Below are 19,218 nucleotides of genomic sequence, written 5' to 3' on the forward strand. Positions count from 1 at the left end.
CCTGGCCGCAATGCGCCATGCCCATTCCCCTACGAGCATGGACGGCGCCGGGCCCCGAGGTTACGTTCGCGGCAGAACGCCGACGTTGCGCATCGGGGGCTGGCATGGCCAAATGCAAGCATTGCGGATCCAAGAAGCTCATCGAGTACGGCGACTGGATGGACCGGGGCCCCCACCGCACGCCGATGATGATGGCCAACCCGGCCAACTGGATCCGGTCCGGCGCCTCCATCGCCGAGGACCTCGGCCGGATGGCCTCCGGCCGGGAGGTCACGCTGCCCGCCATCGTCGAGTACTGCAAGAGCTGCCACGGCTGGACCATCGAGTGCGGTGAGTGCGACAAGCGGTGGGCGGCCGACAAGCGCCCGAAGATGGGCAAGTTCATCCACTGCCCGCGCTGCGGCGAGCGCCTCTCGAACTAGCCCCCGCCCTTCAGGCGCGCGCCAACCGGACACGTGCCTGGGACGTCCCCTAGGCGGGGGTGACCATGATCGCGGACCATCAGGTCGCGTTCTTCCTGCGGGAGATCGGCGCGGACGACCCGGCGCGCCGGGCCGCCGCGGCCAAGGGGCTGGGCCGCGTTCCCGGGCGCGCCGCCGAGCTGGCCGCCCTGACCCAGGACCCGGCGCCGCAGGTGCGCGCGGCGGCCGCGCAGGGCCTCGGCCGCCAAGGCGAACAAGCACCGGTAGATCCGCTGGTGGCGCTGTGCTCCGATCCCGACGCCGAGGTGCGGCGGCGGGCGGCGAACGTGCTGGACCGGCTCGGCGCGTCCGGCCCCGAGGTGGCTGCGGCCTTCGCCCGGCTGGCCGGGGATGCCGAACTGCGCAACCGGCTCCTGGTGCTCACCTGGCTGCGGCGGGCCGAGGTCCCGGTGCCGCCCGGAACGCTGACGCCCCTGCTCGCCGACCCCGGCGCCGATGCCGGGCTCTGGGCGGCCGCGGCGTCCCTGCTGCGGCTGCTGCCCGAGGCCGACGCCGCCTTCGCCGACCTGGTGCGCACCGCGCCGGCCGAGCCCCGGCGGCGGGCGCTGGACATGCTGGCCGCACCCCAGGCCGGCATCCCCGGCATCGGGCCGGACTCCGAGCCCGCCGCGCGCGAGGCGGCCTGGCTCCGGCTCTGGACGCCCAACCCGCGAGTGGTGCAAGCACTCTTGGCCGCCTTTGACGCCGAGACCGAGCCGCCCGCTCGCAACATCCTCTTCCGTGCGCTAGCCGCGCACCGCGTGCCCGAGGCCGTGGCGCCGGCCGCCGCCTGGCTGGCCGATCCCGACTGCGGGTCCAGCGCGGCGATGGCATTAGGCCAGGCCGGCACGGCCGAGGCGGTGGAGCTGCTGCGGCGGTCCGTCAGGAAACCCGCGGCGGCCTGCGCGCTGGGCGCCGCCGGCGGCGTCCCCGACGCCGAACTGCTGCTCGGCCTGCTCGACGACCCGGACGAGCCGGTGCGCCTGGGCGCGGTCGACGGCCTCGGCGCCTTCTTCCAGCGGTTCGACAGCCCCCTGCGCAGCCGACTGGAGCGGTGGCGGGCCGAGCGGGTGCCCGGCGTGCCGGAGCCGCCCGCCGCCGACGACCCCGCGCTGCGCGCACTGGCGAACCAGACGGCGGAACGCCTGACCCTCCTCCTCACCCAGGACACCGAACACGCCGACGCCTACCACGACGCCCTGTGGCACCTCCCCGAAGTGCGCCCCCTGTTGCCGACACTGCTCCAGAACCCCGCCGGGAAGGTGCGTTCCACCGCCCTGCACCTCGCCGAACGGTTCGGCGAGGTCGGCTTCACCGCCCGGCTGCGCCTGCTGGAGGACCCGTACCACGCGGTACGTCAAGGCGCGGCGATGGGCTTCCTCCAATTGGCCAAGCAGCGGAAGCTGACGCCGGACGAGCAAGAAGCACTGCGCCCGCACCTCGAACACGCGCAGGACGACCCCGACCACTACGTCCGCACCTTCACCGCCACCGCGCTGGAACACCTGGACCAGGCACCCTGAGGCCGATCATGGTTCAGTGTCGATACGGCGTCATTACCTGCCCGCGCATGGCGTGAGCTTCAGCCGCGGGTTCGGTCGCCATAGGCCTGGCAGGCTTCCGAAACATCATCCAGGAATGCCCTGCCGTGCTTGTAACAGCGCATAGTGGCCACGCAAGCCCGACGCGGCAGCAGGGCGCCGATGCTCGATGCATCACGGCCACCGAGTACCTCCGTCGAGCCGACAGCCCGCCACCTGTCATTCGATTAACAATCCAGCGTACATGGCGAGCAGCGAAAGCCTCACAAACTGATAAGCAATCTCTAAGTCACTTTCATTGTCAGTGATTTCCACAATCCTGCATTTATTTCAGGCAGTGCTATTTGTGTAGTCACATCGATGTGATCACAGTCAGCAATGATCAACCTTGGTGTTGTCCATGCGGATCCCTTTGACAGGAGCTCCCAGCATGAAAGTCACCACCGCGCTGACCTCGGCCGCTGTCGCCGCCGGTGCAGTGCTCGCACTGCCGGCGCCCTCGGCGCAGGCCGACGTCTCCCCCAAGCCCGTCCAGCCCACGCCGGCCGCCGCCGGAAAGGCTCCCGTGATCAAGGTTCAGGTGACCCCGGGGGCCCATCAGATGCGGATCCGGATCCCGGTGTCCCCGAGCGCCCAGACCCCTCCGGCGGTCCGGCCCGAGGCTCGCCCCGAGGCCCGCAAGGGCAAGAAGTCGGTCAAGCCCCGGGTCAACTGCGGCGGCTTCAACGGATGGATCGAGTGGGGCGGCTGGGGAAGCATCGCGATTCCCGCCTACATCGACGTCTGGGGCAAGGTGTGGAGCACCTGCAACAGCACCACGTACCTGTACCTGGACTACTCGCACTTCACCAGTCCCCACCACAAGAAGATCAGCCAGGCCGGTCCGCACAGCACCCACGGGGTCAACTGGGACACCGACAGCCACTCGGCCACCTTCGGGCAAATCAAGATCACCACCTGCAGCACCTACCGGGGCTGGAGCTGCGGGAAGCCGGAGAAGGTCTGATTCGGGCCGGCCTCGCTCAGGCCATGGCCGGCATCACCTGGATCGTGGCCGCACGGACCGCGGAATGGACGAGGTGCTCCTGCTCATCGTGAGCGGAATCGGGTGTGCGCCACTCATAGACCGCGCGCCGCTCATCGTGCTCGGGGTCGGAGGTCCAGGTCACCTGGTCGAGATTGCGAATCAGGTACCGGATCCGGGACACCGCGTCATCGGGCTGGAAGCGTCCAGCGGGACTCAGATCCACCTCGACAGTGACCCACCAACGGTGTTCGTCGCCGTCCGCAGGAGCCACCCGAGGCTCCCCGCGGGCGGCGACGTCCATTTCCCGCATGATCTGGCAGCCGATGTCGGCCGCGTCCGCCACATCTTCAGCGGCCACGATAAATTTCGCGGTAGCGTCCCATCGCTTTTCAGGCATCGTCTTCTCCGCCTCCGCTCTTCCCTTGGACTTCGGATAAGCCCGGCAGCGCCCACTCGGTTCCGGTCAGCACGCGGTGCAGGAACTCACGGGAGACGCCGATGGCATGGGCCACCGAACTGATCTGCCGATGGGCCCTCATCTGGTCCGAGGCACGCCGCACCGCCATCCCCAGAGCCAAGCGGGTCACCTGGCCCCGCGCACGTGCGGCTTGATGGCGCAGATGTGCAGCCACGATGTCGGGGTAATCGCTGATGCGGCCTCGCTCTACCTCATCGGCAACCTGCTCGCACCGGTCGCTGAATGCCCCGGCCGCCATCTCCACATCATCGAATCCCGTCAGGCAGTAGTGCTCCTCCGCTTTCAGCCCGATGTGCTCGGCCAGCAGGAACCGCTTGCCGTCCCCCTCCACAATCCGGCCATCGAGCACCGCAGCGTCATACAGCAGGCGGGACCCGCCTGGCTCCAGCACGGTCACGCCCATTACCCGGCTGCTTTCGGGCACCGTCAGCAGCGCTTGCGCCAGCCGGCCCCGAACAAAGTGCCGGGTGGCCTGCTCATCCGGCAACACGAAGACCTGCGCATGCCCCTCCCGTACCAGCCAGCCGTAATGGATCCCGGCATGACCGACCACATAGAACGCATCACCCGCCAAGACCCATGATGCTTGGGCGTGATCCGACGGCACGATCCTCGGAGGAGTCTCGAGCTCTTGAGGTTCCACCAACACCACCTAACTGTGAACCTGACTCCACAGTCCCCCTACGGCGCGCGTCTGTCAACTGCAGTTCACACTTTTGGACCCGCCCATGGCGTCCGGCAACGATGCCCGAGGTTCGGATGCCGAGGCGCCAGGCCCGCGCGACGCGCCCTCCGGGCATGACGGCAGCAGGCCCCGTCGAGGATGGGCGCGAGTGGCACCTCCGCATCCGACAACCGCTTCCGCGTCGTCATCATCGACTACGGCGCGGCCAGGCCGCATCCCCGCATCCAGGAGCTGGCGGTGCTGGCGGCGAACCTGACCGCCGGATCGCCGCTCCTCCTACCCAGCGCATCACGCTGCCCTCGCCAGCGTGAGCCTGGCGAGGGCGCCACCCTGTTGGCCGCGCCCCGATTCCCGGCGGTAGGTGACCCTTGACCCTGCCGTCGCCCCGCATGAAGGTTGGACCTGGCTGTTCAGGTGCCACCAGCCAGGGAGGAAGCAGTCCCATGCGAACACCTGCCGACGACGGCCTGATCGCTACTTTTGTGTGCAAGGACCCTGGTAGTGGGGATCTGGACGACTGCCCGGCCTTCTACCGGACCAACCGGGGAAGCTGGATCGCACAGGGCAAGAGTCACGGCGAAGAAGTGGCGGCTCAACTTCATTCCCTGGCGGACGATGAGACGTTCTGTGAGATCCCTGGTCCGCTGATGGACCTCATCGCGCGGACGTACGTCAAGGAGCACTATGGAATTGATCTCGACGGAGCGACGCAGCGAGCTCCTGCGCTCCGCCCGAACCATCCTCAAGCTTGAGCTGAGGGACAACTACGACGTCGACGCCGAACTGTTCAGCGCGTGGCGGGCGGGGCAGTCCATAGAGGACGTGGCGAGCGCCTGGGGGGAACGAGCGGCGGCAAGGGTCGCGGCGGGCGTCGTCACTCGTCGGGTGAAAGTAGTCTCCGAGCCTTTGTCGGACTACCACCGCTTCATCCTTGAGGCCAGCAAACCTGCGATAGACGCGGGTGAAGCCATGCGGTGGCTGCCCCGGCGTCTCGTCTCGCCGGTCCCGCTCCCAGGTAATGACTTCTTCGTTCTTGACGGCGCCATCGTGATCTTCAACGTCTTCGGCGGTGACGACCAGCGGGCGGAGATACAGCTCTTCCATGACCCCGAGGTCGTGCGGCTCTGCATCGGCGCCTTCGAGACCGCGTGGGCGCTGGCGACCCCCTATGACGAGTACCGCGCAGGCGCCTGAGCCGAAAGATGTCAGACAGCGCAGCCGCCGCCAAGAAGGCGTTCGGCATCCGGCTCCGTGACATCCGCTTGGACGCCGGCCTGAACGGGCAGGAACTCGCCGCCCGGTCAGGGATGCGCAACACCAAGATCTCCAGACTTGAGCACGCCCGGCAGAGCCCCTCTGAGGACGACGTCAGGAAGTGGTGTGACGCTTGCGGCGTCCCCCATCTGATCCCGGAACTGATCGCGGTTCTTCGGGAGATCGAACAGATGTGGGTGGAGTACCGGCGGGAGATGCGTGCCGGCCAAATCCACATCCAGTCGCGCAGCACTCCCTTGTATGAGAGCACTGAACTGCTCCGGGCCTACGAGGCGAACATGGTGCCCGGCATCCTCCAGACACGCGCCTACACCGTCGCGGTGCTCACCGCCAGCGCCCGGCTTCACGGGACCCCTCTCACGGATGTTGAGGCCGCCGCCGACGCTCGCCTGTCCCGGCAACATCTCGTCACAGCGGGGAGCGGACGGAACAACTACTCCTTCGTGATCGAGCATGGAGTCCTTGAACACGGATTCGGGGGCGCCGGTGTGATGGAGGAGCAACTCACGTTCCTGCTTCGGGTCATGCACCTGCCGAACGTGGCTCTTGGCCTCATCCCGCCGTGGGGAGAGCGAACCGTCCGGGCCGGCGAAGGCTTCTACCTCTTTGATGAGCAGTTGGTACGTAGCGAGATGTGGACAGGGGGCTTCCGTACGAGGCGTCCGGAGGAACTGGCCTTCTTTGTCAAGTTGTTCGCTCGGCTTCGCGATATGGCGGTATATGGCGATGCCGCCCGTGCCTTGATCGAGGCAGCACGAAGTAGCTACGCGCAAACTCGGGAAAACTCCTAGCCGTCGCCGACCAGGGCTTTCTAATCTCACAGCCATGAGCTCCGGCAGCCCGTAGCACCCGAGATCTCCGCTGATCGGCCAGCACTCACGGGTGAGCACCGCTCCAGCGGGACGGTCCGGGGACTCCACGGCGCAGCATCGGGCCGCGCCAGGCAGTGAAGGGAGCACGGTCGATGGGAAAGCACGACGCGCCGAAGGAGAAGCCGCAGCCGATCAAGCTGCCCAAGCCGACGACGGACGGGGACCGTCCGATCAAGAAGGGCGGGAAGTGAGGCCGGTATCCCGCTACATCGAGGAGTTGGCCGACCGGCTTGCCGCCTCAGGCCACCTGAGCGATCCGCAGTGGCGCGCGGCGCTGCATGCCGTGCCCCGGCATCTGTTCGCTCCGTCGATGGTGTGGGTCAATGGCGGGGACGGGCCGGGCCGGCTCCTCGACCGGGGCACCGATGAAGCCGCATGGCTGGCGGCGGTCTACTCAGATACCTCGATCGTCACCCAGCTTGATGATGGCGCGACCGCACTGGAGGCGGGCGGGGAGAATTTCACTTCTTCGCTTTCGGCCCCCGGGATCGTGATCGCCTTCCTCGAACTGCTCGGTTTGATGGATCACCACCGGGTCCTGGAGATCGGCACCGGGACCGGGTGGACCAGCGGGTTGCTGGCGCAGCGGCTCGGGGACCAGAACGTCACCAGCCTGGAGATCGACCCCGCGGTGTCCAGCAGCGCGAGCGAGAACTTGAAGAGGGCCGGGCGCTGCCCGCGCCTGATCCAGGCGGACGGCGCGGACGGCTGGCCGGAGGGAGCGCCCTACGATCGGGTGCACGTCACGTGCGGTGTCCGGGAGGTTCCGTATGCCTGGGTGCGGCAACTGCGTCCCGGCGGGCGGGTGGTGTTCCCCTGGATGCCCGGCTTTGCCTTCGGGCATCGGACGCGGCTGACCGCCACCGCAGACGGCCGGGCCGTCGGCCGTTTCACCGGCAACGCCGGGTACATGATGCTGCGCTCCCAAAGGTTCGAGAACTATGCCCCCGCCGTCCAGCAGGAGGGCGAGCAGAGCAGGACGAAGGTGGACCCGCGAACGGTTGCGGGGGACTCCTACGGCTGTGATGTGGCCGTGGCCGGGATGGTGCCCGGTGTGGCATCGGTCGAGGAGGAGATCGGCGACGGGCGCGTCCGGCTGTACTTGCGCGACCCTGACGGCTCCTGGGCCGTCGCCGACTACGAACCGGGTCATGACGACTACGCGGTATCCCAGGCCGGAGAACGGCGGCTTTGGACCGAGGTGGAAGCCGCCTACCTACGCTGGGTCTCTTGGGGCTGTCCAGAGCGCGAGCGCTTCGGAATGACCGTCATGCCCGAGGGCCAGCACCTCTGGCTGGATTCCCCGGACAACCCGATCGGCCCCTGAAAGGAAGGCAGGCCCCGCCGGAGCGAGGCCTTGCGGGAAACTCAGGTCAGAGATCGAGCATGCCTGCGCGAACGGCCTCCAGGATGCCGCGAAAACGCTCTGTCTCGATGACGATGGCTCCACCGGCACGGTTGGTTGTGTCCCGGATGCCCACCTGGCCGTGGTCCGAGCCCGCCTCGACGCACCCACCGTGCTCACTGCCCGAATACGAAGCCTTACGCCAGTTGCTCGCGGAGAATTCGGCCAAAATTCCTCCATCACTTTCCTACCAGAGTCCCGTTGGAGCAGGTCCCTGACGTCTTACGGGACTACAGGCTCAGTTCGCCGCCCTTGATGCGACGGACGAGAACTGCCAGCTCATCACGGCCGATAACCAGCTTGCCAGCAGAGGGGCTCTTGGAGTCCCGCACCCCCACCTTTCCAGACAGGTCGGCAAGTTCGACGCAATCGCCACCGGTGGAGCTGCTGCGGGACGACTTACGCCACCGTGTGGCCATGTCACGCTCTCCATGATCGAGAGGATCAGGGCCCTTGAGGGCCCTTCGAGCAAGGCTTTTGCCCCGATTCGGCCTATCGCTTTCCTTGTCAAGGCCCCACTGGAGCAAGAACTTGCGGGAAACTCAGGTCAGAGATCGAGCTTTCCTGCGCGAACGGCCTCCAGGATCCCGCGGAAACGCTCTGCCTCGATGACGATGGATCCGCCGGCGCGGTTGGTCGTGTCCCGGATGCCCACCTGGCCGCGGTCGGAGCCCGCCTCGACGCACCCGCCGTGCTCACCGCCTGAATACGAAGCTTTACGCCAGTTGCTCGCGGAGAATTCGGTCACAATGACTCCTGGATCTTCGTAAGTATCCGTTCGGTCTCGTCAGCGGGTAGAGCCGCCGTCCGAATCAGATCGTATGCGTCTTCAAGGCCTTGAACAATGCCCAGATCCTCGATGATCCGACCGCTCCCCGCCACCCCTTCCTGCCAGGCAACACGGGGCCCTCGGTGAGGTTCGATCAGCATGAACCCGCCTGACAGGCCAGCGTACGCCGCCATGCGTTCCGGCACGACTTGGATACGAATGTTGCGCTGCCGCAGGTGCCCTTTGAGTGCTTCGAGCTGCTTGGAGAGGATCTCAGGCCCTCCGACCTGCCGGGTGAGCGCCGCGTAGTCCATGATCGCATTAAGGCGGACAGGCGCCTCCCCTTGCAGGATCTTTTGTCGGCGCAGACGCTCGTCGACGATCTCGTCCGCTAGATGGGGCGTCGTGCTGGCACCTGCCAGGGCTCGAATGTAGGGCTCGATCTGCAAGAGCCCCACGACCAGCGTGGGCATGAACGCCTGAATCACCCTCGCGCGCTCCTCCTGCTTGGCCAGCGACCGAGCAGCCTGCGGGATCCGCTCCCGGGAGACCACTTCCTGATGCTCTGTGAAGTAGTCAGTGGCGAAGGCATTGTCGAGCAGCTTGGCCGTCGCCTTGTCAGGGGAAGTCTCCCCTAGTTCCAGGCGGCTGACCTGAGAATTTCCGCAGTTCAGCTCACGAGCCAACTCCTCCTGACTCCACCCCTTCCGCTCCCGCAGCGTCCTGATCTTCCACCCATAGTGCTTGGCGAACGATTCGTCGGGATTGAGGTCCTTTGGGGGGCGACCCATGTTTTCCCAGCCTTCGATCTCGGGGGAAAAGCGCCTTCCAACGATACGACAACTGGCGTCACTGTGGGGCTACGCGAAGTCAGGATGAATGGAAGTTTCGATGATCTTCGACAGACCCCATAGCAATGATTCTTCCGCTCTGATGATGGCTCAGGACGAGATCATCCTCCGTCCCAAGCAGCTGCCGGCCCGACTGCACCGGGTGTCGTCGTGACAACCGCGCTGACCGGCCTGATGGCCGAGATGATCCGGGAGCGAACGCTTGCGGTCGTCCTCACGCTGGTTGCCGGGGCCGTGATGGGTGCTGTGATCACGTATCTGCTTTTGGTGCTGCGTCGGGAGGCACACGGATCTCACGCCCGGCGCCAGGCGGCCCTTCCGCGAAACCCGCAGGCCCGATCGTCCGGGAGCGGCCGGCACGCCATCACTCCGATGCCTCCCTACAAGTCGGACGGGTGGAGGTGAGGTCGGTGATGATGACGCCGGATCAGTTCTCCTCCTTGACGAAAGCCATCAAGCCGGGCCCCCTTCTTCTCCCCGCCGATTCCGCAGAAGAGATGTGGCGGACCGCTTACACCACCGCCATGCGCCGGTATGGCCTCCCAGAAGGCGCCATCCGGGCGATCAACGTCCTTGCCGCCGCCGAACTGGAGGGCAGTTAGCCCCCGGCCCCCTCCAGCCCGATCCGTAAGTCCGCCAGGGCACGACCGACGGGCAGAACGAAGGCCGCAGTTTCCCCGGGACAGGACACACCCTGCTCCGGCCTAGCACCCGTATCGAGCCGTCATGGGGCGGCCGCTCCTGGAGGCGATCATGTCCGGACCGTGCGCCACGATGCTCACGGCGCATCCTGAGTCGATCAAGCGGGCCCGCGATTTCGTCGGCAAGGCCGTTGAGTCATGGGGCGTGGACGTCGACATCGCCCGGCTGGTGATCTCCGAGCTGGCCACCAACGCCGTCACGCACGCCTGCGGTGACTGCATCGTCGTCCGGGCGAGCCTGAACGACGATGGTTCGGTGACGCTCGAGGCCTGGGACAAGGACGCCGGCAGGATCCCCGAGCCTCGACGTCCGGACCTGCATGCCACCTCGGGCCGCGGCCTGTGCCTGATCGAGAACCTGACCCGGTCCTGGGGCGTTCGCCCGCTGGCCGACCAGGCCGGAAAGATCGTGTATGCCGTCCTGGCCCCGATCAACGCATGAACGCCGGAGACGAGGTCGCCCACGCCCTGCCGCTGATAACGCTGGCACAAGCGCTGCAGAACATCCCCGGAGTGGAGGCATGGTTGGTGTCCCCTGCCCAGTCGGCGCCTCACCTGATCGTCCGCAACACGGCGCCACGGGCCTTCAACCGGCTGCACGTGTCGGTGTTCGAGTTGCTGTTCGTGTGGCCGGACGGGTGTGCCCCTTGCGCATCGGCCGAGTTGGCGGCCCGCGCCATCTTCATTGCGTTGAACGCTCCCCATGAGCCAGGGCATCGGGACGTGCGGGCCGGTTGCGCGATCCGCTGCCTGGGGCTGGACGAGAACACCGACCGCCCTCTGCACCAGGCCGGACTGCGCACCATCGACGACCTGCTGAAGGTCGCCCGTAAAGGCGGGCTGCGCGACATCCGCAAGATCGGCGTCATTCGCGCCGTACACATCCACGGCGCCCTCCTGCGCGCGGGGTTCACGATCCCGCCGCCCTGAACCCGGCACGGCCGCGCCCTCCCCTGCGCGCATCCGTGCCGCCGGCCCCCGGCAGCCTCACCCCCGTGGCTGCCGGGGGCCTTCCATCGGTATCGGCGCGGCTCCGGGCGGCATGGGTGCAACCGCCAGGCGGGTGGTGGTGTCGTACCGGGCATGATCGATTCACTGAGTGCGCTCAAGGACTTCTTCGCGGCCGAGGCCGCCTACGTGACCGCCGGTGGCCCCGGGAAGGCCGACTTCGCCGGGATGGCCGCACATCTCTCCCCCGACGTCGTCATGTACCAGGCCGAGAGCCTGCCGTACGGCGGCGCCTGGACCGGCCCGGACGGGATCGAGCGGTTCATGGCGGCGATGAGCGAGGCGTGGACGTCGCTGGAGTTCCTCGAGCAGCGCTTCGCCGCCGACGGGCCCGTGGCCGTCGTCCGCAACCGGGGAGTCCTGCGGGCCCGCGCGACCGGCCGGGCACTGGAGACCTCGGTGATGCAGTGGTTCACCTTCGAGGACGGGCTGATCAGCGAGATCCGCCCCTTCTACCTGGACACCGCCGCCGTGCTCGACGTGCTCGGGACGGCCGCCGCGCTGTAGCCGGTCATGGTTCGGTGGTGGCGAGCGGTTCGGGGATGTCGAAGTAGACGGTGTCCGTGCGCGGGTCGAGGTGGAACGCACCCTGGTAACTGCCGGCCGCCAGGTGGTCGTCGAAGTCTCTGCTCCGGACCCATTTCGCGTTGCCGGGCATGAACGCGGCGAGTTCCGGGGTGGGCTCGGCCGGCGCCTCGGGCCGGAAGTGCCACCGCGGCGCCGCGGTGATGGCGGCCACGGTGCCCGCTTTCAGCCGGACGGTCCCCACCATATGGAAATCGGTCGGGCCCGGAATGGTCACCCGCGACTTCGGCCGGTCGGCACCCAGCCTCTTGGGGAGCCAGTGCGCGCCGGTCATCGGGCCGAGTCCGCCGAACCAGCCTTTCAGCGGCGCGAGGTCGGTCCGGAGCTTGACGGCCTCGGGCTTCTCCGTGGACTTCTCGGTGGATGTGCACGCCGCGAGCACCAGCACCGCGCCGAGCGCCAGCACTCCCCGGCGGCCGAGTCCTGTCATGCCGTTCACAGTCCGCCCCCAGGGTTCCGCGCCGTACGCCCGCCGGATGATCGACGTCACGTGGACATCAAGCACACATTGCTGTTTATTTGAAAAGGGCCCGCCCGGTGGAGCACCGGCGTCTCGCGGGCCCTTGCGTTCCGTGCTCACTCCGACCATTTGGATGGTCATGGCTCCCAAGGAGTTCACAGTGAACGAGCAGCATCGGTTGTCACGGCGCGGCGTCCTGAAGGCCGCCGGCGGCGTCACCGCGGCGCTGGCCCTCGGCGGCGCGGGCGCCGTCGCGTCCGCGACGGCGGCGGGCGCGGCGCCCGGTGACGGGTCCGGCCTGCGGATCGTCGACCGCAACGAGGGCGACCCCCGCATGAAGTACTACCGGTTCGCCACCAGCGCGATCGGCTGGAATCCCGGCGTCAACGTCCTGCTCCCCGACGACTACGACAGCGGCCGCACCTACCCCGTCCTGTACCTGCTGCACGGCGGCGGCGGGGACTTCATCGAGTTCGACCGGGCCGGCATCCGGGACTGGACGGCCGGCAAGCCCATCATCGTGGTGATGCCCGACGGCGGGCACGCCGGCTGGTACTCCAACCCCGTCACCTCCAACGTCGGCCCCCGCAACTGGGAGACCTTCCACATCTCCCAGCTGATCCCCTGGGTGGAGGCGAACTTCCGCGTCTACGCCGAGTACGACGGCCGCGCCGTCGCCGGGTTCTCCATGGGCGGCTTCGGCGCGCTGAAGTACGCGGCCAAGTACTACGGGCACTTCGCCTCGGTGAGCACCCATTCCGGCCCGGCCAGCCTGCGCGGCTTCGGCGGGCTGGTCACGCACTGGGCCAACGCCTCCTCGGCCGCCGCGGACCTGGCCGGCGGGACCGTCTACGGCGTGCCGTGGGACGAGGCGCGGGTCACCGCGGACAACCCCATGGAGCGCGTCCCGAGCTACCGCGACAAGCGGATCCTCCTGGTCGCCGGGACGACCCCCGAGGGCATCTGGCAGCAGGTCAACGAGGTCACCGTCCTCAACACCCAGCGGGAGTTCCGCGGCGCCCTCGACCGGGCCGGCATCCCCTACGAGGCCCACGAGGAGTCCGGCGGGCACGAGATCCGCCCCGACATGTTCCGGCACGACATCGACGGCATCATCGACCGTCTACGTAAGGCTTAGCCGCGGATTCGGTCGTCGTAAGCCTTACGGGCCTCCGGGTCGTAGTCCAGGAACACCCTGTCGAGCTCGTAACGGCGCATGGTGGCCTCGCGGACCCGGTCCGGCAGCAGGGCGCCGATCCGCGCCTGGCGGCCGATGCCGGCCGGGACCGTGACCGCCGAGCGGGGCCTGCCGATCAGCGCGACGACGGCCGCCGCGATGTCCGCGGGCTCGCAGTTCTTCTGCCCCTTCGGGTTGCGGGTGCCCGCGATCAGCTCGGTGTTGGTGAACGTCGGCAGCACCGCGCTGACGTGCACGCCCGTCCCGAGGACCTCCAGCCGCGCGGCCTCGGTGAAGGCGACGACGGCGGCCTTGCTGGCGTTGTAGAGGGCCAGGCCCGGGGTGGGCAGCAGGCCCGCGACCGAGGCGATGTTGATGACGTGGCCCCGGCCGCGCGGCAGCATCCGCTCCAGCGCGAGCTTGGTGCCGAGCATGACGCCGTGCACGTTGATGTCCATGCAGCGGCGGGCGTCCTCGTCGCTCTCGCCGGTGACGGGCCCGATCGGCATGATGCCCGCGTTGTTGACCAGGACGTCGACCGGCCCGGCCTGCTCCAGGAAGGCGGTGAAGGACGCGCGGTCGGTCACGTCCAGGTGGTGGGCGGCGCAGCCGAGCCTGTCCCCCGCCGCCTTCACCGCGAGCTCGTCGATGTCGCCGATGACGACCGTGGCGCCCTTGGCCTGAACGGCCTGGGCGGTGGCGAACCCGATGCCGCGGGCGGCTCCGGTGATGGCGATGACCTTGCTCATCGAGGCTCCAGACGGTCGAGGCGGACGGGCAGCCCGTCCTTCGGGGACGGCAGGGAGGTGGTGTCGAGCGGCCAGGTGTAGCGGCCCGGGACGCTCCACCGGCGGGTCAGCAGCAGCTGGTGCATGATGCTCTTGACCTGCATGCCGGCGAAGTGCAGCCCGATGCACTTGTGGGCGCCGCCGCCGAACGGCGCCCAGGCGTACTTGTGCGCCTTGTCCTCGCGCCGCTCGGGTGCGAAGCGCTCGGGGTCGAACCGGTCGGGCTCGGGCCACCACTCGGGCATGTGGTGGTTGGTGAGCAGCGGCACGACGATGGTGGTCCCGGCGGGGATGTGGAAGCCGAGGACGGAGGTGTCCTTGACGACGCGGCGCGGCAGCGCGGGCACCGGCGCGACGAGCCGCAGCGCCTCCTTCATCACCATGTCGATGCCGGTCATCGTGTCCAGGTCGTCGAACTCCAGCGCGGGCTTGCCGAGGGCGAGCGACTCGTCGCGCAGCCGCTCCTGCCACTCGGGGTGCTTGGCCAGGTAGTAGGCCATGGTGGTGAGCGTGATGGTGGTGGTGTCGTGCGCCGCCATCAGCGCGAAGATCATGTGGTTGACGACGTCGTCGTCGGTGAAGCGGTGCCCGTCGTCGGTCTCGGCCTGGCAGAGCGCGGCGAACAGGTCGTCGCCGCCGTCGCGGCGCTTGGCGGGCAGGTGCCGCCGGAAGAACTCCTCCAGCACCGCGCGGGCCCGCACCCCCTTGTGCCAGCGCAGCCCGGGGACGGGGCGGCGCACGTAGGCGGTGCCGGCGCGGACGGCGTCGATGAACGCGCCGTTGATGCGGTCGGCCTCGGCGCGGTCCAGCGCGACGCCCATGAACACGTCGGTGGCCAGGTCCAGGGTGAGCTGCTTGACGTGGTCGTAGAACCTGAAGCCGTGGCCGGGTTCCCAGGCGTCCAGGCCCTTGGCGATGCCGGGGGCCATGGCGTCCATGTAGGTGCGCAGCCGGGGCTTGTTGAACGCCTGCTGCATGATGCGCCGGTGGTGCAGGTGCTCGTCGAAGTCCAGCAGCATGATGCCGCGGTGGAAGAACGGCCCGATGAAGTAGCTCCAGGCGGGGCCGTTGGCGAACGCCTTGTCCCGGTTGACCAGCACGGCCTCGGCCGCCTCGGGTCCCTGTGCGGTGATGGTCTGCTGGCCGAGCAGCCAGCTCCAGCTGACGGGGCCGAAGCGGGCGTAGCGCTCGCGCGACACCTTGAACGGCTGCCGCATGACCTGCAGCGTGTTGCCGATGTAGGGGAGGCCGGGATCGCCGACGACCGGCTTGAGGCCGCTGCCGGGGGGCGGCGTGGCGAGGACGCGCAGGGCCATGGGACCTCCGGTGGAACAGAGGGACAAAAAGTCGATTTCTGTAACTTTGTTCTAGCGCACCGCGCGGACGTAAGTCCATACTTGCACGCGGTAAAGCTTGCGCCGGGTAGCCGTGTCGCGCGGCGCGCCCCGGCGCCGCCCCTCCTACCGTCCGGGCATGCCCGTCATGATCGGCTACCCGGCCGGGCGGCCGCCGCCCGTCCACGGCCCCGCCACCGTGCGGCCCGGCGACAGCGGCCCGGCCGTCCGCGCGCTCCAGGAGCGGCTGCGCGCGCTGGCCTACGACCCCGGCGCGGTGAACGGCCGTTACGGCGACGACACCCGCGCCGCCGTGTGGGCGTTCCAGAAGGTCCAGCGGATGCTGCCGGACGGCGTCGTCGACGGGCCCGTCTGGAGCGCCCTCGCCGCCCCGCGCACACCGCGGACGCCCGGCAGGGAGCGCAACCGCGTCGAGGTCGACCTGCGGCGCCAGCTCCTGGTCGCCTACCGGCGCGGGCACGTCGTCCTCATCACCCACGTCGCGACCGGGAAGCCGGGTTGGCGCACGCCCGCCGGCGACTTCCACGTGACGCGCCGCGTCGCCGGCTGGCGGCACGCGCCGCTCGGCTACATGTACCGGCCCCTGTACTTCTACCGGGGCTACGCCATGCACGGCTCCCGCAACGTGCCGCTGCACCCGGCGTCGCACGGCTGCGTCCGGATCCCGATGCACACCGCGGACCTGCTTCCCAAGCTCGTCCGCGACGGCGAGCCGGTCCACGTGCGCCGCTAGAGCGCCTGGCGGAGCTCCTCGGTGAGGGGCCGGTAGGCGCCCGCGTCGTCGCGGACGAAGGTGCGGCCGTCGGCCTTGTCCGGCACGCCCTCCGCACGCAGCGGCGCGGTGGCCAGCCGGCGCCCGCCGGTCACCGGGATGTCGTCGACCACGCGCACCAGCGCGGGCCGCAGCTCCGGCTCGACCCGCAGCAGCGCCTCCGACAGGTCGACCGGCTTGACCTGGCAGTCCTCGCGCAGCGTGATCGCGGCGGCGGCCAGCTCGGCGTCGCCGGACGGGATGCCGTAGACCGCGACGGCGTCCACGTACGGCAGGTCGCCGAGCGCGTCGCGGGCCGGGCCCGGCGGGACGATGCCGTCGGCGGTGCGGATCAGCTCGGCGTCCCGGCCGACCAGCCAGTAGTCGCCGTCGGCGTCGCGCCGGAACAGGTCGCCGGTGATGGCCCAGGCGTCCTCGGGCCGGAACACCCCGCGCACCGGCCGCGCCGCCGACGCGATCATCGCCGGGCGGATCCGCGTCAGCAGCATGCCGATCTCGTCGGGGCCGCACTCCTCGGCGAAGCCGTCCGGGCCGGTGACGAGCTCGGCGGCCTCCAGGTCGTAGCGGGCGAGCCGCACCTCGGCGCTGCCGGGCAGCGGGCGGCCGAGCGAGCCGGCCTTCTTGGCGCGCAGGTTGACCAGGATCGCCTCGCCGGAGGTGGAGGCGTAGAACTCCAGCACCCGCGCGGGCGTGAAGCGCTCCTCCACCCGCCGCCACAGGCCGCGCGGCATGCCCGAGCCGATGAACAGCCGGATCGCGTGGTGCCGCTCCCCCGGGTGCTGCGGCGCGTTCACCAGGTCGCGCAGCAGCGTCCAGGTGTAGGACGCCACGGTCACCCCGTAGCGGCGCGCCTCGTCCCAGAAGGTCTCGGGGTCGTAGGCGGTGGCGAGCGCCAGGCGCGCGCCGCTCGCGACCGCGCCGCCGAGGCTCATCAGCAGCGCCGACGGGTGCTGCAGCGGGGTGATGCTGTAGACGGTGTCGGCCGGGGACAGCGACGCCGAGGACGCGGTGCCGAACGCCGACAGCGCCCAGCGCCGGTTGGTGACGCGGGTGGCGCGCAGGTGCTCGCCGTCGCCGGTGAACAGCACGAACGCCACGTCGCCCGCACGGCCGGGGTTCGGCCGGTACCAGCCGGGCAGCTCGACCTCGTCGGGGTCGATCCGCTCCATGTCCATCAGCGACAGGCCGCGCAGCTTGCGGTCGGCGCCGCCACCGCCGAGCAGGAACGTCTCGACGCCGCCCAGGCTCGCGGCGCACTCGGCGTTCTCGGGGTCGGCGATGATGCGGGTGAGGCGGGTCAGCGCCGCCTCGCGCGCCAGGTCGCCGTCGGGGCGCAGCAGCACCGCGACGGCGCCGAGCCGGCTGAGCGCCGCGACGAGCGCGAGCGCCGTCGGCCGGGTGTTCATCAGCACGCCGACCTCGTCGCCCTGCCGGACGCCGATGTGGACCAGGCCCCGGACGATCGCGTCGATGCGCCGCTTGCCCGCGGTGTGGGTGTGCGCGCGGCCCTGCCAGAGGAAGAAGACCTCCTTGGGCCGGTCGCGGGCCTGCTCGTCCAGCAGCAGGCCGAGCGACATGCGGGTGTTGGAGTGGATGCGCTCCAGGCGGGCCAGGCGCGGCAGGTTCTGCGCCGCCTCCTTGGCGATCTGCTGCGTGCCGCGCACCGCGCGGGTGGCGGTGCCCGCCGCCGACCGGACCGCGCTCGTGCCGACGCCGAGCGCCAGCTGCAGCCCGTACCCGGCGGGCCCGCCGGGCAGGCTCGGCGCGGGCGACTCCTCGTCGCCGGTGACCCGGGTGACGATCTCGGGCAGCTGCGCGTCGCCGGCCCGCCACCGGGCCCAGGCCGCGACGGCGGGCCAGGTCTGCGCGACCGCGAGGCTGCCGACGACCAGGCCGAAGTGCCCGGCGCGCAGCGACGCCTCGTACACCTGCGCGCGCGGCGCGGCCCGGCGGATGCCGCGCACCATCGGCGGCGCCGCGATCTCGTCGACCTCGCCGACGAACGTCAGCACCGGGCAGGAGATGTCGGCCAGGGTGACGAGCCGGTCGCCGATGACGAAGCCGCCGGTCATCATCCGGTTGTGCTGGATGAACTGGCGCACGAACTCCGCCAGCGCCGGGCCGGGCCACGACACCCAGCCCTCGCGCTCCAGGAAGCGGCGCTGGCGCTCGCGCGGCGCGAGCCGCTCGCGGTCGTGCAGCTGGCGCACGAAGTCGACCCGGCTGCGCACCGACTTGACCGGGCTGAGCAGCTGGAACCCGGTGCGGGTGACCCAGCCGGGCACCGCGATGCCGCCGAGCAGCGCGTCGGGGATGCGCTCGGCGGCGTCGGCGGCCAGCCAGCTCGGCAGCCCGAACGGCAGGCCGACGCTGGTGTCGGCCGGGCTGCCGAAGGTGACCAGCGAGGCGATGCCCGCGCTGCGCCGGTAGGCGGCGGCCTGGTAGACGAACATGCCGCCCTGGGAGTAGCCGGCCAGGTGCACGTCCCGGCCGGTGAGCTCGCGGACCCGGTCGACGGCGTCGCTGACCGCGACCACGTGGTCGGTGACGGTGCGCTCCAGGCCGCCCGGCTCGCGCTCGGGGGCGCCGAAGTCGACCACCCACGGGTCCACGCCGCGCCGGTACAGCTCGCCGACCGCGCTCACCCGGGACGAGATGTCGTACACCTCGGCGCTGATCATCAGCGGCGGGACCAGCACCATCACCGGTCTGTCCTCGCCCGTGCCCGCCGGGAAGTAGTGCCGCAGGCGGTAGACGCGCTGCTCGGTCACGACCTCGTAGGGGGAGGCGTCCTCGTCGGTGTCCAGGCCGCCGAACCGGGCGACCTCGAGGGCGTTCTGGGCGGTGGCTCCCAGGCGGGAACCCAGGCGGTGGAGCACGTTGGCAACTGGGGGCATCGTCGACCTCTCACGGGTTGACGACATGGTGTCCAATAACCCGGGGATTATCAATAAATGATCTTACAAAGTGACGCACGTCCTGTCAGAGGGCGGACGTTGTCAGAAGAC

Annotated in this window: 22 protein-coding genes; 12 read left to right on the forward strand and 10 right to left on the reverse strand. The window is 69.5% G+C overall.

Annotation, left to right across the window (positions count from 1 at the left end; translation table 11 throughout):
* Window positions 1-104: 104 nt before the first annotated feature.
* The 3 genes from ACRB68_RS07345 (at window position 105) to ACRB68_RS07355 (ending at window position 3,008) form a co-directional block, all read left to right on the forward strand.
* Window positions 105-422, forward strand: coding sequence for a hypothetical protein (locus tag ACRB68_RS07345; RefSeq protein ID WP_153531364.1), 318 nt, complete (start codon window positions 105-107; stop codon window positions 420-422).
* Window positions 423-487: 65 nt separating this feature from the next.
* Entirely contained in the window at window positions 488-1,984 is a 1,497-nt protein-coding gene (locus ACRB68_RS07350) for a HEAT repeat domain-containing protein (protein ID WP_153531365.1), read from the forward strand.
* Between the two features lie 448 nt (window positions 1,985-2,432).
* Entirely contained in the window at window positions 2,433-3,008 is a 576-nt protein-coding gene (locus ACRB68_RS07355; RefSeq protein WP_153531366.1) for a hypothetical protein, read from the forward strand.
* Window positions 3,009-3,024: 16 nt separating this feature from the next.
* Here the strand turns inward: ACRB68_RS07355 and ACRB68_RS07360 are convergent, their stop codons facing one another.
* Window positions 3,025-3,426, reverse strand: a complete 402-nt coding sequence (locus ACRB68_RS07360) for a hypothetical protein (RefSeq protein ID WP_153531367.1) — start codon at window positions 3,424-3,426, stop codon at window positions 3,025-3,027.
* On the reverse strand, window positions 3,419-4,081 hold the full coding sequence (locus ACRB68_RS07365) for a hypothetical protein (protein ID WP_153531368.1): 663 nt from the start codon (window positions 4,079-4,081) through the stop codon (window positions 3,419-3,421). Before ACRB68_RS07365 ends, ACRB68_RS07360 begins: the two co-directional genes overlap by 8 nt.
* A gap of 795 nt (window positions 4,082-4,876) precedes the next feature.
* Here ACRB68_RS07365 and ACRB68_RS07370 point away from each other — a divergent pair.
* From ACRB68_RS07370 to ACRB68_RS07380, 3 genes are all read left to right on the forward strand, one after another.
* Window positions 4,877-5,386 (forward strand): DUF6879 family protein, encoded by a 510-nt coding sequence (locus ACRB68_RS07370; RefSeq protein WP_153531369.1) that lies wholly within the window; start codon window positions 4,877-4,879, stop codon window positions 5,384-5,386.
* 8 nt (window positions 5,387-5,394) lie between these two features.
* Window positions 5,395-6,258 (forward strand): helix-turn-helix domain-containing protein, encoded by an 864-nt coding sequence (locus ACRB68_RS07375; RefSeq protein ID WP_153531370.1) that lies wholly within the window; start codon window positions 5,395-5,397, stop codon window positions 6,256-6,258.
* A 268-nt stretch (window positions 6,259-6,526) separates the two neighbouring features.
* Entirely contained in the window at window positions 6,527-7,666 is a 1,140-nt protein-coding gene (locus ACRB68_RS07380; RefSeq protein ID WP_328593876.1) for a methyltransferase domain-containing protein, read from the forward strand.
* A 46-nt stretch (window positions 7,667-7,712) separates the two neighbouring features.
* Here ACRB68_RS07380 and ACRB68_RS07385 read toward each other — a convergent pair whose 3' ends face one another.
* From ACRB68_RS07385 to ACRB68_RS07400, 4 genes are all read right to left on the reverse strand, one after another.
* Complete coding sequence (locus ACRB68_RS07385; protein ID WP_153531371.1) at window positions 7,713-7,913, reverse strand: DUF397 domain-containing protein; 201 nt, start codon at window positions 7,911-7,913, stop codon at window positions 7,713-7,715.
* A 61-nt stretch (window positions 7,914-7,974) separates the two neighbouring features.
* Window positions 7,975-8,163, reverse strand: coding sequence for a DUF397 domain-containing protein (locus tag ACRB68_RS07390; RefSeq protein ID WP_153531372.1), 189 nt, complete (start codon window positions 8,161-8,163; stop codon window positions 7,975-7,977).
* A 128-nt stretch (window positions 8,164-8,291) separates the two neighbouring features.
* Window positions 8,292-8,492 (reverse strand): DUF397 domain-containing protein, encoded by a 201-nt coding sequence (locus tag ACRB68_RS07395; RefSeq protein ID WP_328593877.1) that lies wholly within the window; start codon window positions 8,490-8,492, stop codon window positions 8,292-8,294.
* Entirely contained in the window at window positions 8,489-9,304 is an 816-nt protein-coding gene (locus ACRB68_RS07400) for a helix-turn-helix domain-containing protein (RefSeq protein WP_153531373.1), read from the reverse strand. Before ACRB68_RS07400 ends, ACRB68_RS07395 begins: the two co-directional genes overlap by 4 nt.
* A gap of 470 nt (window positions 9,305-9,774) precedes the next feature.
* Between ACRB68_RS07400 and ACRB68_RS07405 the strand changes: the two genes are divergently transcribed.
* The 4 genes from ACRB68_RS07405 (at window position 9,775) to ACRB68_RS07420 (ending at window position 11,580) form a co-directional block, all read left to right on the forward strand.
* Window positions 9,775-9,966 carry a hypothetical protein gene (locus tag ACRB68_RS07405; protein ID WP_153531374.1) on the forward strand — a complete coding sequence of 64 codons (192 nt, stop codon included), beginning with the start codon at window positions 9,775-9,777 and terminating at the stop codon, window positions 9,964-9,966.
* A gap of 124 nt (window positions 9,967-10,090) precedes the next feature.
* Window positions 10,091-10,507 (forward strand): ATP-binding protein, encoded by a 417-nt coding sequence (locus tag ACRB68_RS07410; RefSeq protein ID WP_153531375.1) that lies wholly within the window; start codon window positions 10,091-10,093, stop codon window positions 10,505-10,507.
* The gene (locus ACRB68_RS07415; protein WP_153531376.1) at window positions 10,504-10,995 is read left to right on the forward strand and encodes a hypothetical protein; all 492 of its coding nucleotides are present in this window, start codon (window positions 10,504-10,506) and stop codon (window positions 10,993-10,995) included. Before ACRB68_RS07410 ends, ACRB68_RS07415 begins: the two co-directional genes overlap by 4 nt.
* A gap of 153 nt (window positions 10,996-11,148) precedes the next feature.
* Window positions 11,149-11,580, forward strand: coding sequence for a nuclear transport factor 2 family protein (locus tag ACRB68_RS07420; RefSeq protein WP_153531377.1), 432 nt, complete (start codon window positions 11,149-11,151; stop codon window positions 11,578-11,580).
* A gap of 4 nt (window positions 11,581-11,584) precedes the next feature.
* Here ACRB68_RS07420 and ACRB68_RS07425 read toward each other — a convergent pair whose 3' ends face one another.
* Window positions 11,585-12,088: a hypothetical protein gene (locus ACRB68_RS07425; protein ID WP_194293207.1), complete on the reverse strand. Its 504-nt coding sequence runs from the start codon at window positions 12,086-12,088 to the stop codon at window positions 11,585-11,587.
* A 190-nt stretch (window positions 12,089-12,278) separates the two neighbouring features.
* Between ACRB68_RS07425 and ACRB68_RS07430 the strand changes: the two genes are divergently transcribed.
* Window positions 12,279-13,256 (forward strand): alpha/beta hydrolase, encoded by a 978-nt coding sequence (locus ACRB68_RS07430; protein ID WP_328593878.1) that lies wholly within the window; start codon window positions 12,279-12,281, stop codon window positions 13,254-13,256.
* Here the strand turns inward: ACRB68_RS07430 and ACRB68_RS07435 are convergent.
* Both ACRB68_RS07435 and ACRB68_RS07440 read right to left on the reverse strand, forming a co-directional pair.
* Window positions 13,253-14,044, reverse strand: coding sequence for an SDR family oxidoreductase (locus tag ACRB68_RS07435; protein ID WP_153531380.1), 792 nt, complete (start codon window positions 14,042-14,044; stop codon window positions 13,253-13,255). The two genes, ACRB68_RS07430 and ACRB68_RS07435, sit on opposite strands and share 4 nt — an antisense overlap.
* The gene (locus ACRB68_RS07440) at window positions 14,041-15,399 is read right to left on the reverse strand and encodes a cytochrome P450 (RefSeq protein ID WP_153531381.1); all 1,359 of its coding nucleotides are present in this window, start codon (window positions 15,397-15,399) and stop codon (window positions 14,041-14,043) included. Before ACRB68_RS07440 ends, ACRB68_RS07435 begins: the two co-directional genes overlap by 4 nt.
* 157 nt (window positions 15,400-15,556) lie before the next feature.
* Between ACRB68_RS07440 and ACRB68_RS07445 the strand changes: the two genes are divergently transcribed.
* A complete protein-coding gene (locus ACRB68_RS07445) occupies window positions 15,557-16,171 on the forward strand; it encodes a L,D-transpeptidase family protein (RefSeq protein ID WP_235958775.1) in 615 nt (204 codons plus the stop codon).
* On the opposite strand, the gene ACRB68_RS07450 is transcribed toward ACRB68_RS07445, so the two are convergent.
* Window positions 16,168-19,089, reverse strand: a complete 2,922-nt coding sequence (locus ACRB68_RS07450) for an AMP-binding protein (protein ID WP_328593879.1) — start codon at window positions 19,087-19,089, stop codon at window positions 16,168-16,170. The two genes, ACRB68_RS07445 and ACRB68_RS07450, sit on opposite strands and share 4 nt — an antisense overlap.
* Window positions 19,090-19,218 lie beyond the last annotated feature (129 nt).

This window comes from Actinomadura macrotermitis (genome assembly GCF_009604375.1).
In the GTDB taxonomy this organism is placed as follows: Bacteria; Actinomycetota; Actinomycetes; order Streptosporangiales; family Streptosporangiaceae; genus Spirillospora; species Spirillospora macrotermitis.

Excerpts from the sequence above, each read along its gene's own strand:
- ACRB68_RS07345 (WP_153531364.1), top strand. The coding sequence starts at position 105 with ATGGCCAAATGCAAGCATTGCGGATCCAAGAAGCTCATCGAGTACGGC.
- ACRB68_RS07350 (WP_153531365.1), top strand. The coding sequence starts at position 488 with ATGATCGCGGACCATCAGGTCGCGTTCTTCCTGCGGGAGATCGGCGCG.
- ACRB68_RS07355 (WP_153531366.1), top strand. The coding sequence starts at position 2,433 with ATGAAAGTCACCACCGCGCTGACCTCGGCCGCTGTCGCCGCCGGTGCA.
- ACRB68_RS07360 (WP_153531367.1), bottom strand. The coding sequence starts at position 3,426 with ATGCCTGAAAAGCGATGGGACGCTACCGCGAAATTTATCGTGGCCGCT.
- ACRB68_RS07370 (WP_153531369.1), top strand. The coding sequence starts at position 4,877 with ATGGAATTGATCTCGACGGAGCGACGCAGCGAGCTCCTGCGCTCCGCC.
- ACRB68_RS07375 (WP_153531370.1), top strand. The coding sequence starts at position 5,395 with ATGTCAGACAGCGCAGCCGCCGCCAAGAAGGCGTTCGGCATCCGGCTC.
- ACRB68_RS07390 (WP_153531372.1), bottom strand. The coding sequence starts at position 8,163 with ATGGCCACACGGTGGCGTAAGTCGTCCCGCAGCAGCTCCACCGGTGGC.
- ACRB68_RS07400 (WP_153531373.1), bottom strand. The coding sequence starts at position 9,304 with ATGGGTCGCCCCCCAAAGGACCTCAATCCCGACGAATCGTTCGCCAAG.
- ACRB68_RS07410 (WP_153531375.1), top strand. The coding sequence starts at position 10,091 with ATGGGGCGGCCGCTCCTGGAGGCGATCATGTCCGGACCGTGCGCCACG.
- ACRB68_RS07415 (WP_153531376.1), top strand. The coding sequence starts at position 10,504 with ATGAACGCCGGAGACGAGGTCGCCCACGCCCTGCCGCTGATAACGCTG.
- ACRB68_RS07420 (WP_153531377.1), top strand. The coding sequence starts at position 11,149 with ATGATCGATTCACTGAGTGCGCTCAAGGACTTCTTCGCGGCCGAGGCC.
- ACRB68_RS07425 (WP_194293207.1), bottom strand. The coding sequence starts at position 12,088 with ATGACAGGACTCGGCCGCCGGGGAGTGCTGGCGCTCGGCGCGGTGCTG.
- ACRB68_RS07435 (WP_153531380.1), bottom strand. The coding sequence starts at position 14,044 with ATGAGCAAGGTCATCGCCATCACCGGAGCCGCCCGCGGCATCGGGTTC.
- ACRB68_RS07440 (WP_153531381.1), bottom strand. The coding sequence starts at position 15,399 with ATGGCCCTGCGCGTCCTCGCCACGCCGCCCCCCGGCAGCGGCCTCAAG.
- ACRB68_RS07445 (WP_235958775.1), top strand. The coding sequence starts at position 15,557 with ATGCCCGTCATGATCGGCTACCCGGCCGGGCGGCCGCCGCCCGTCCAC.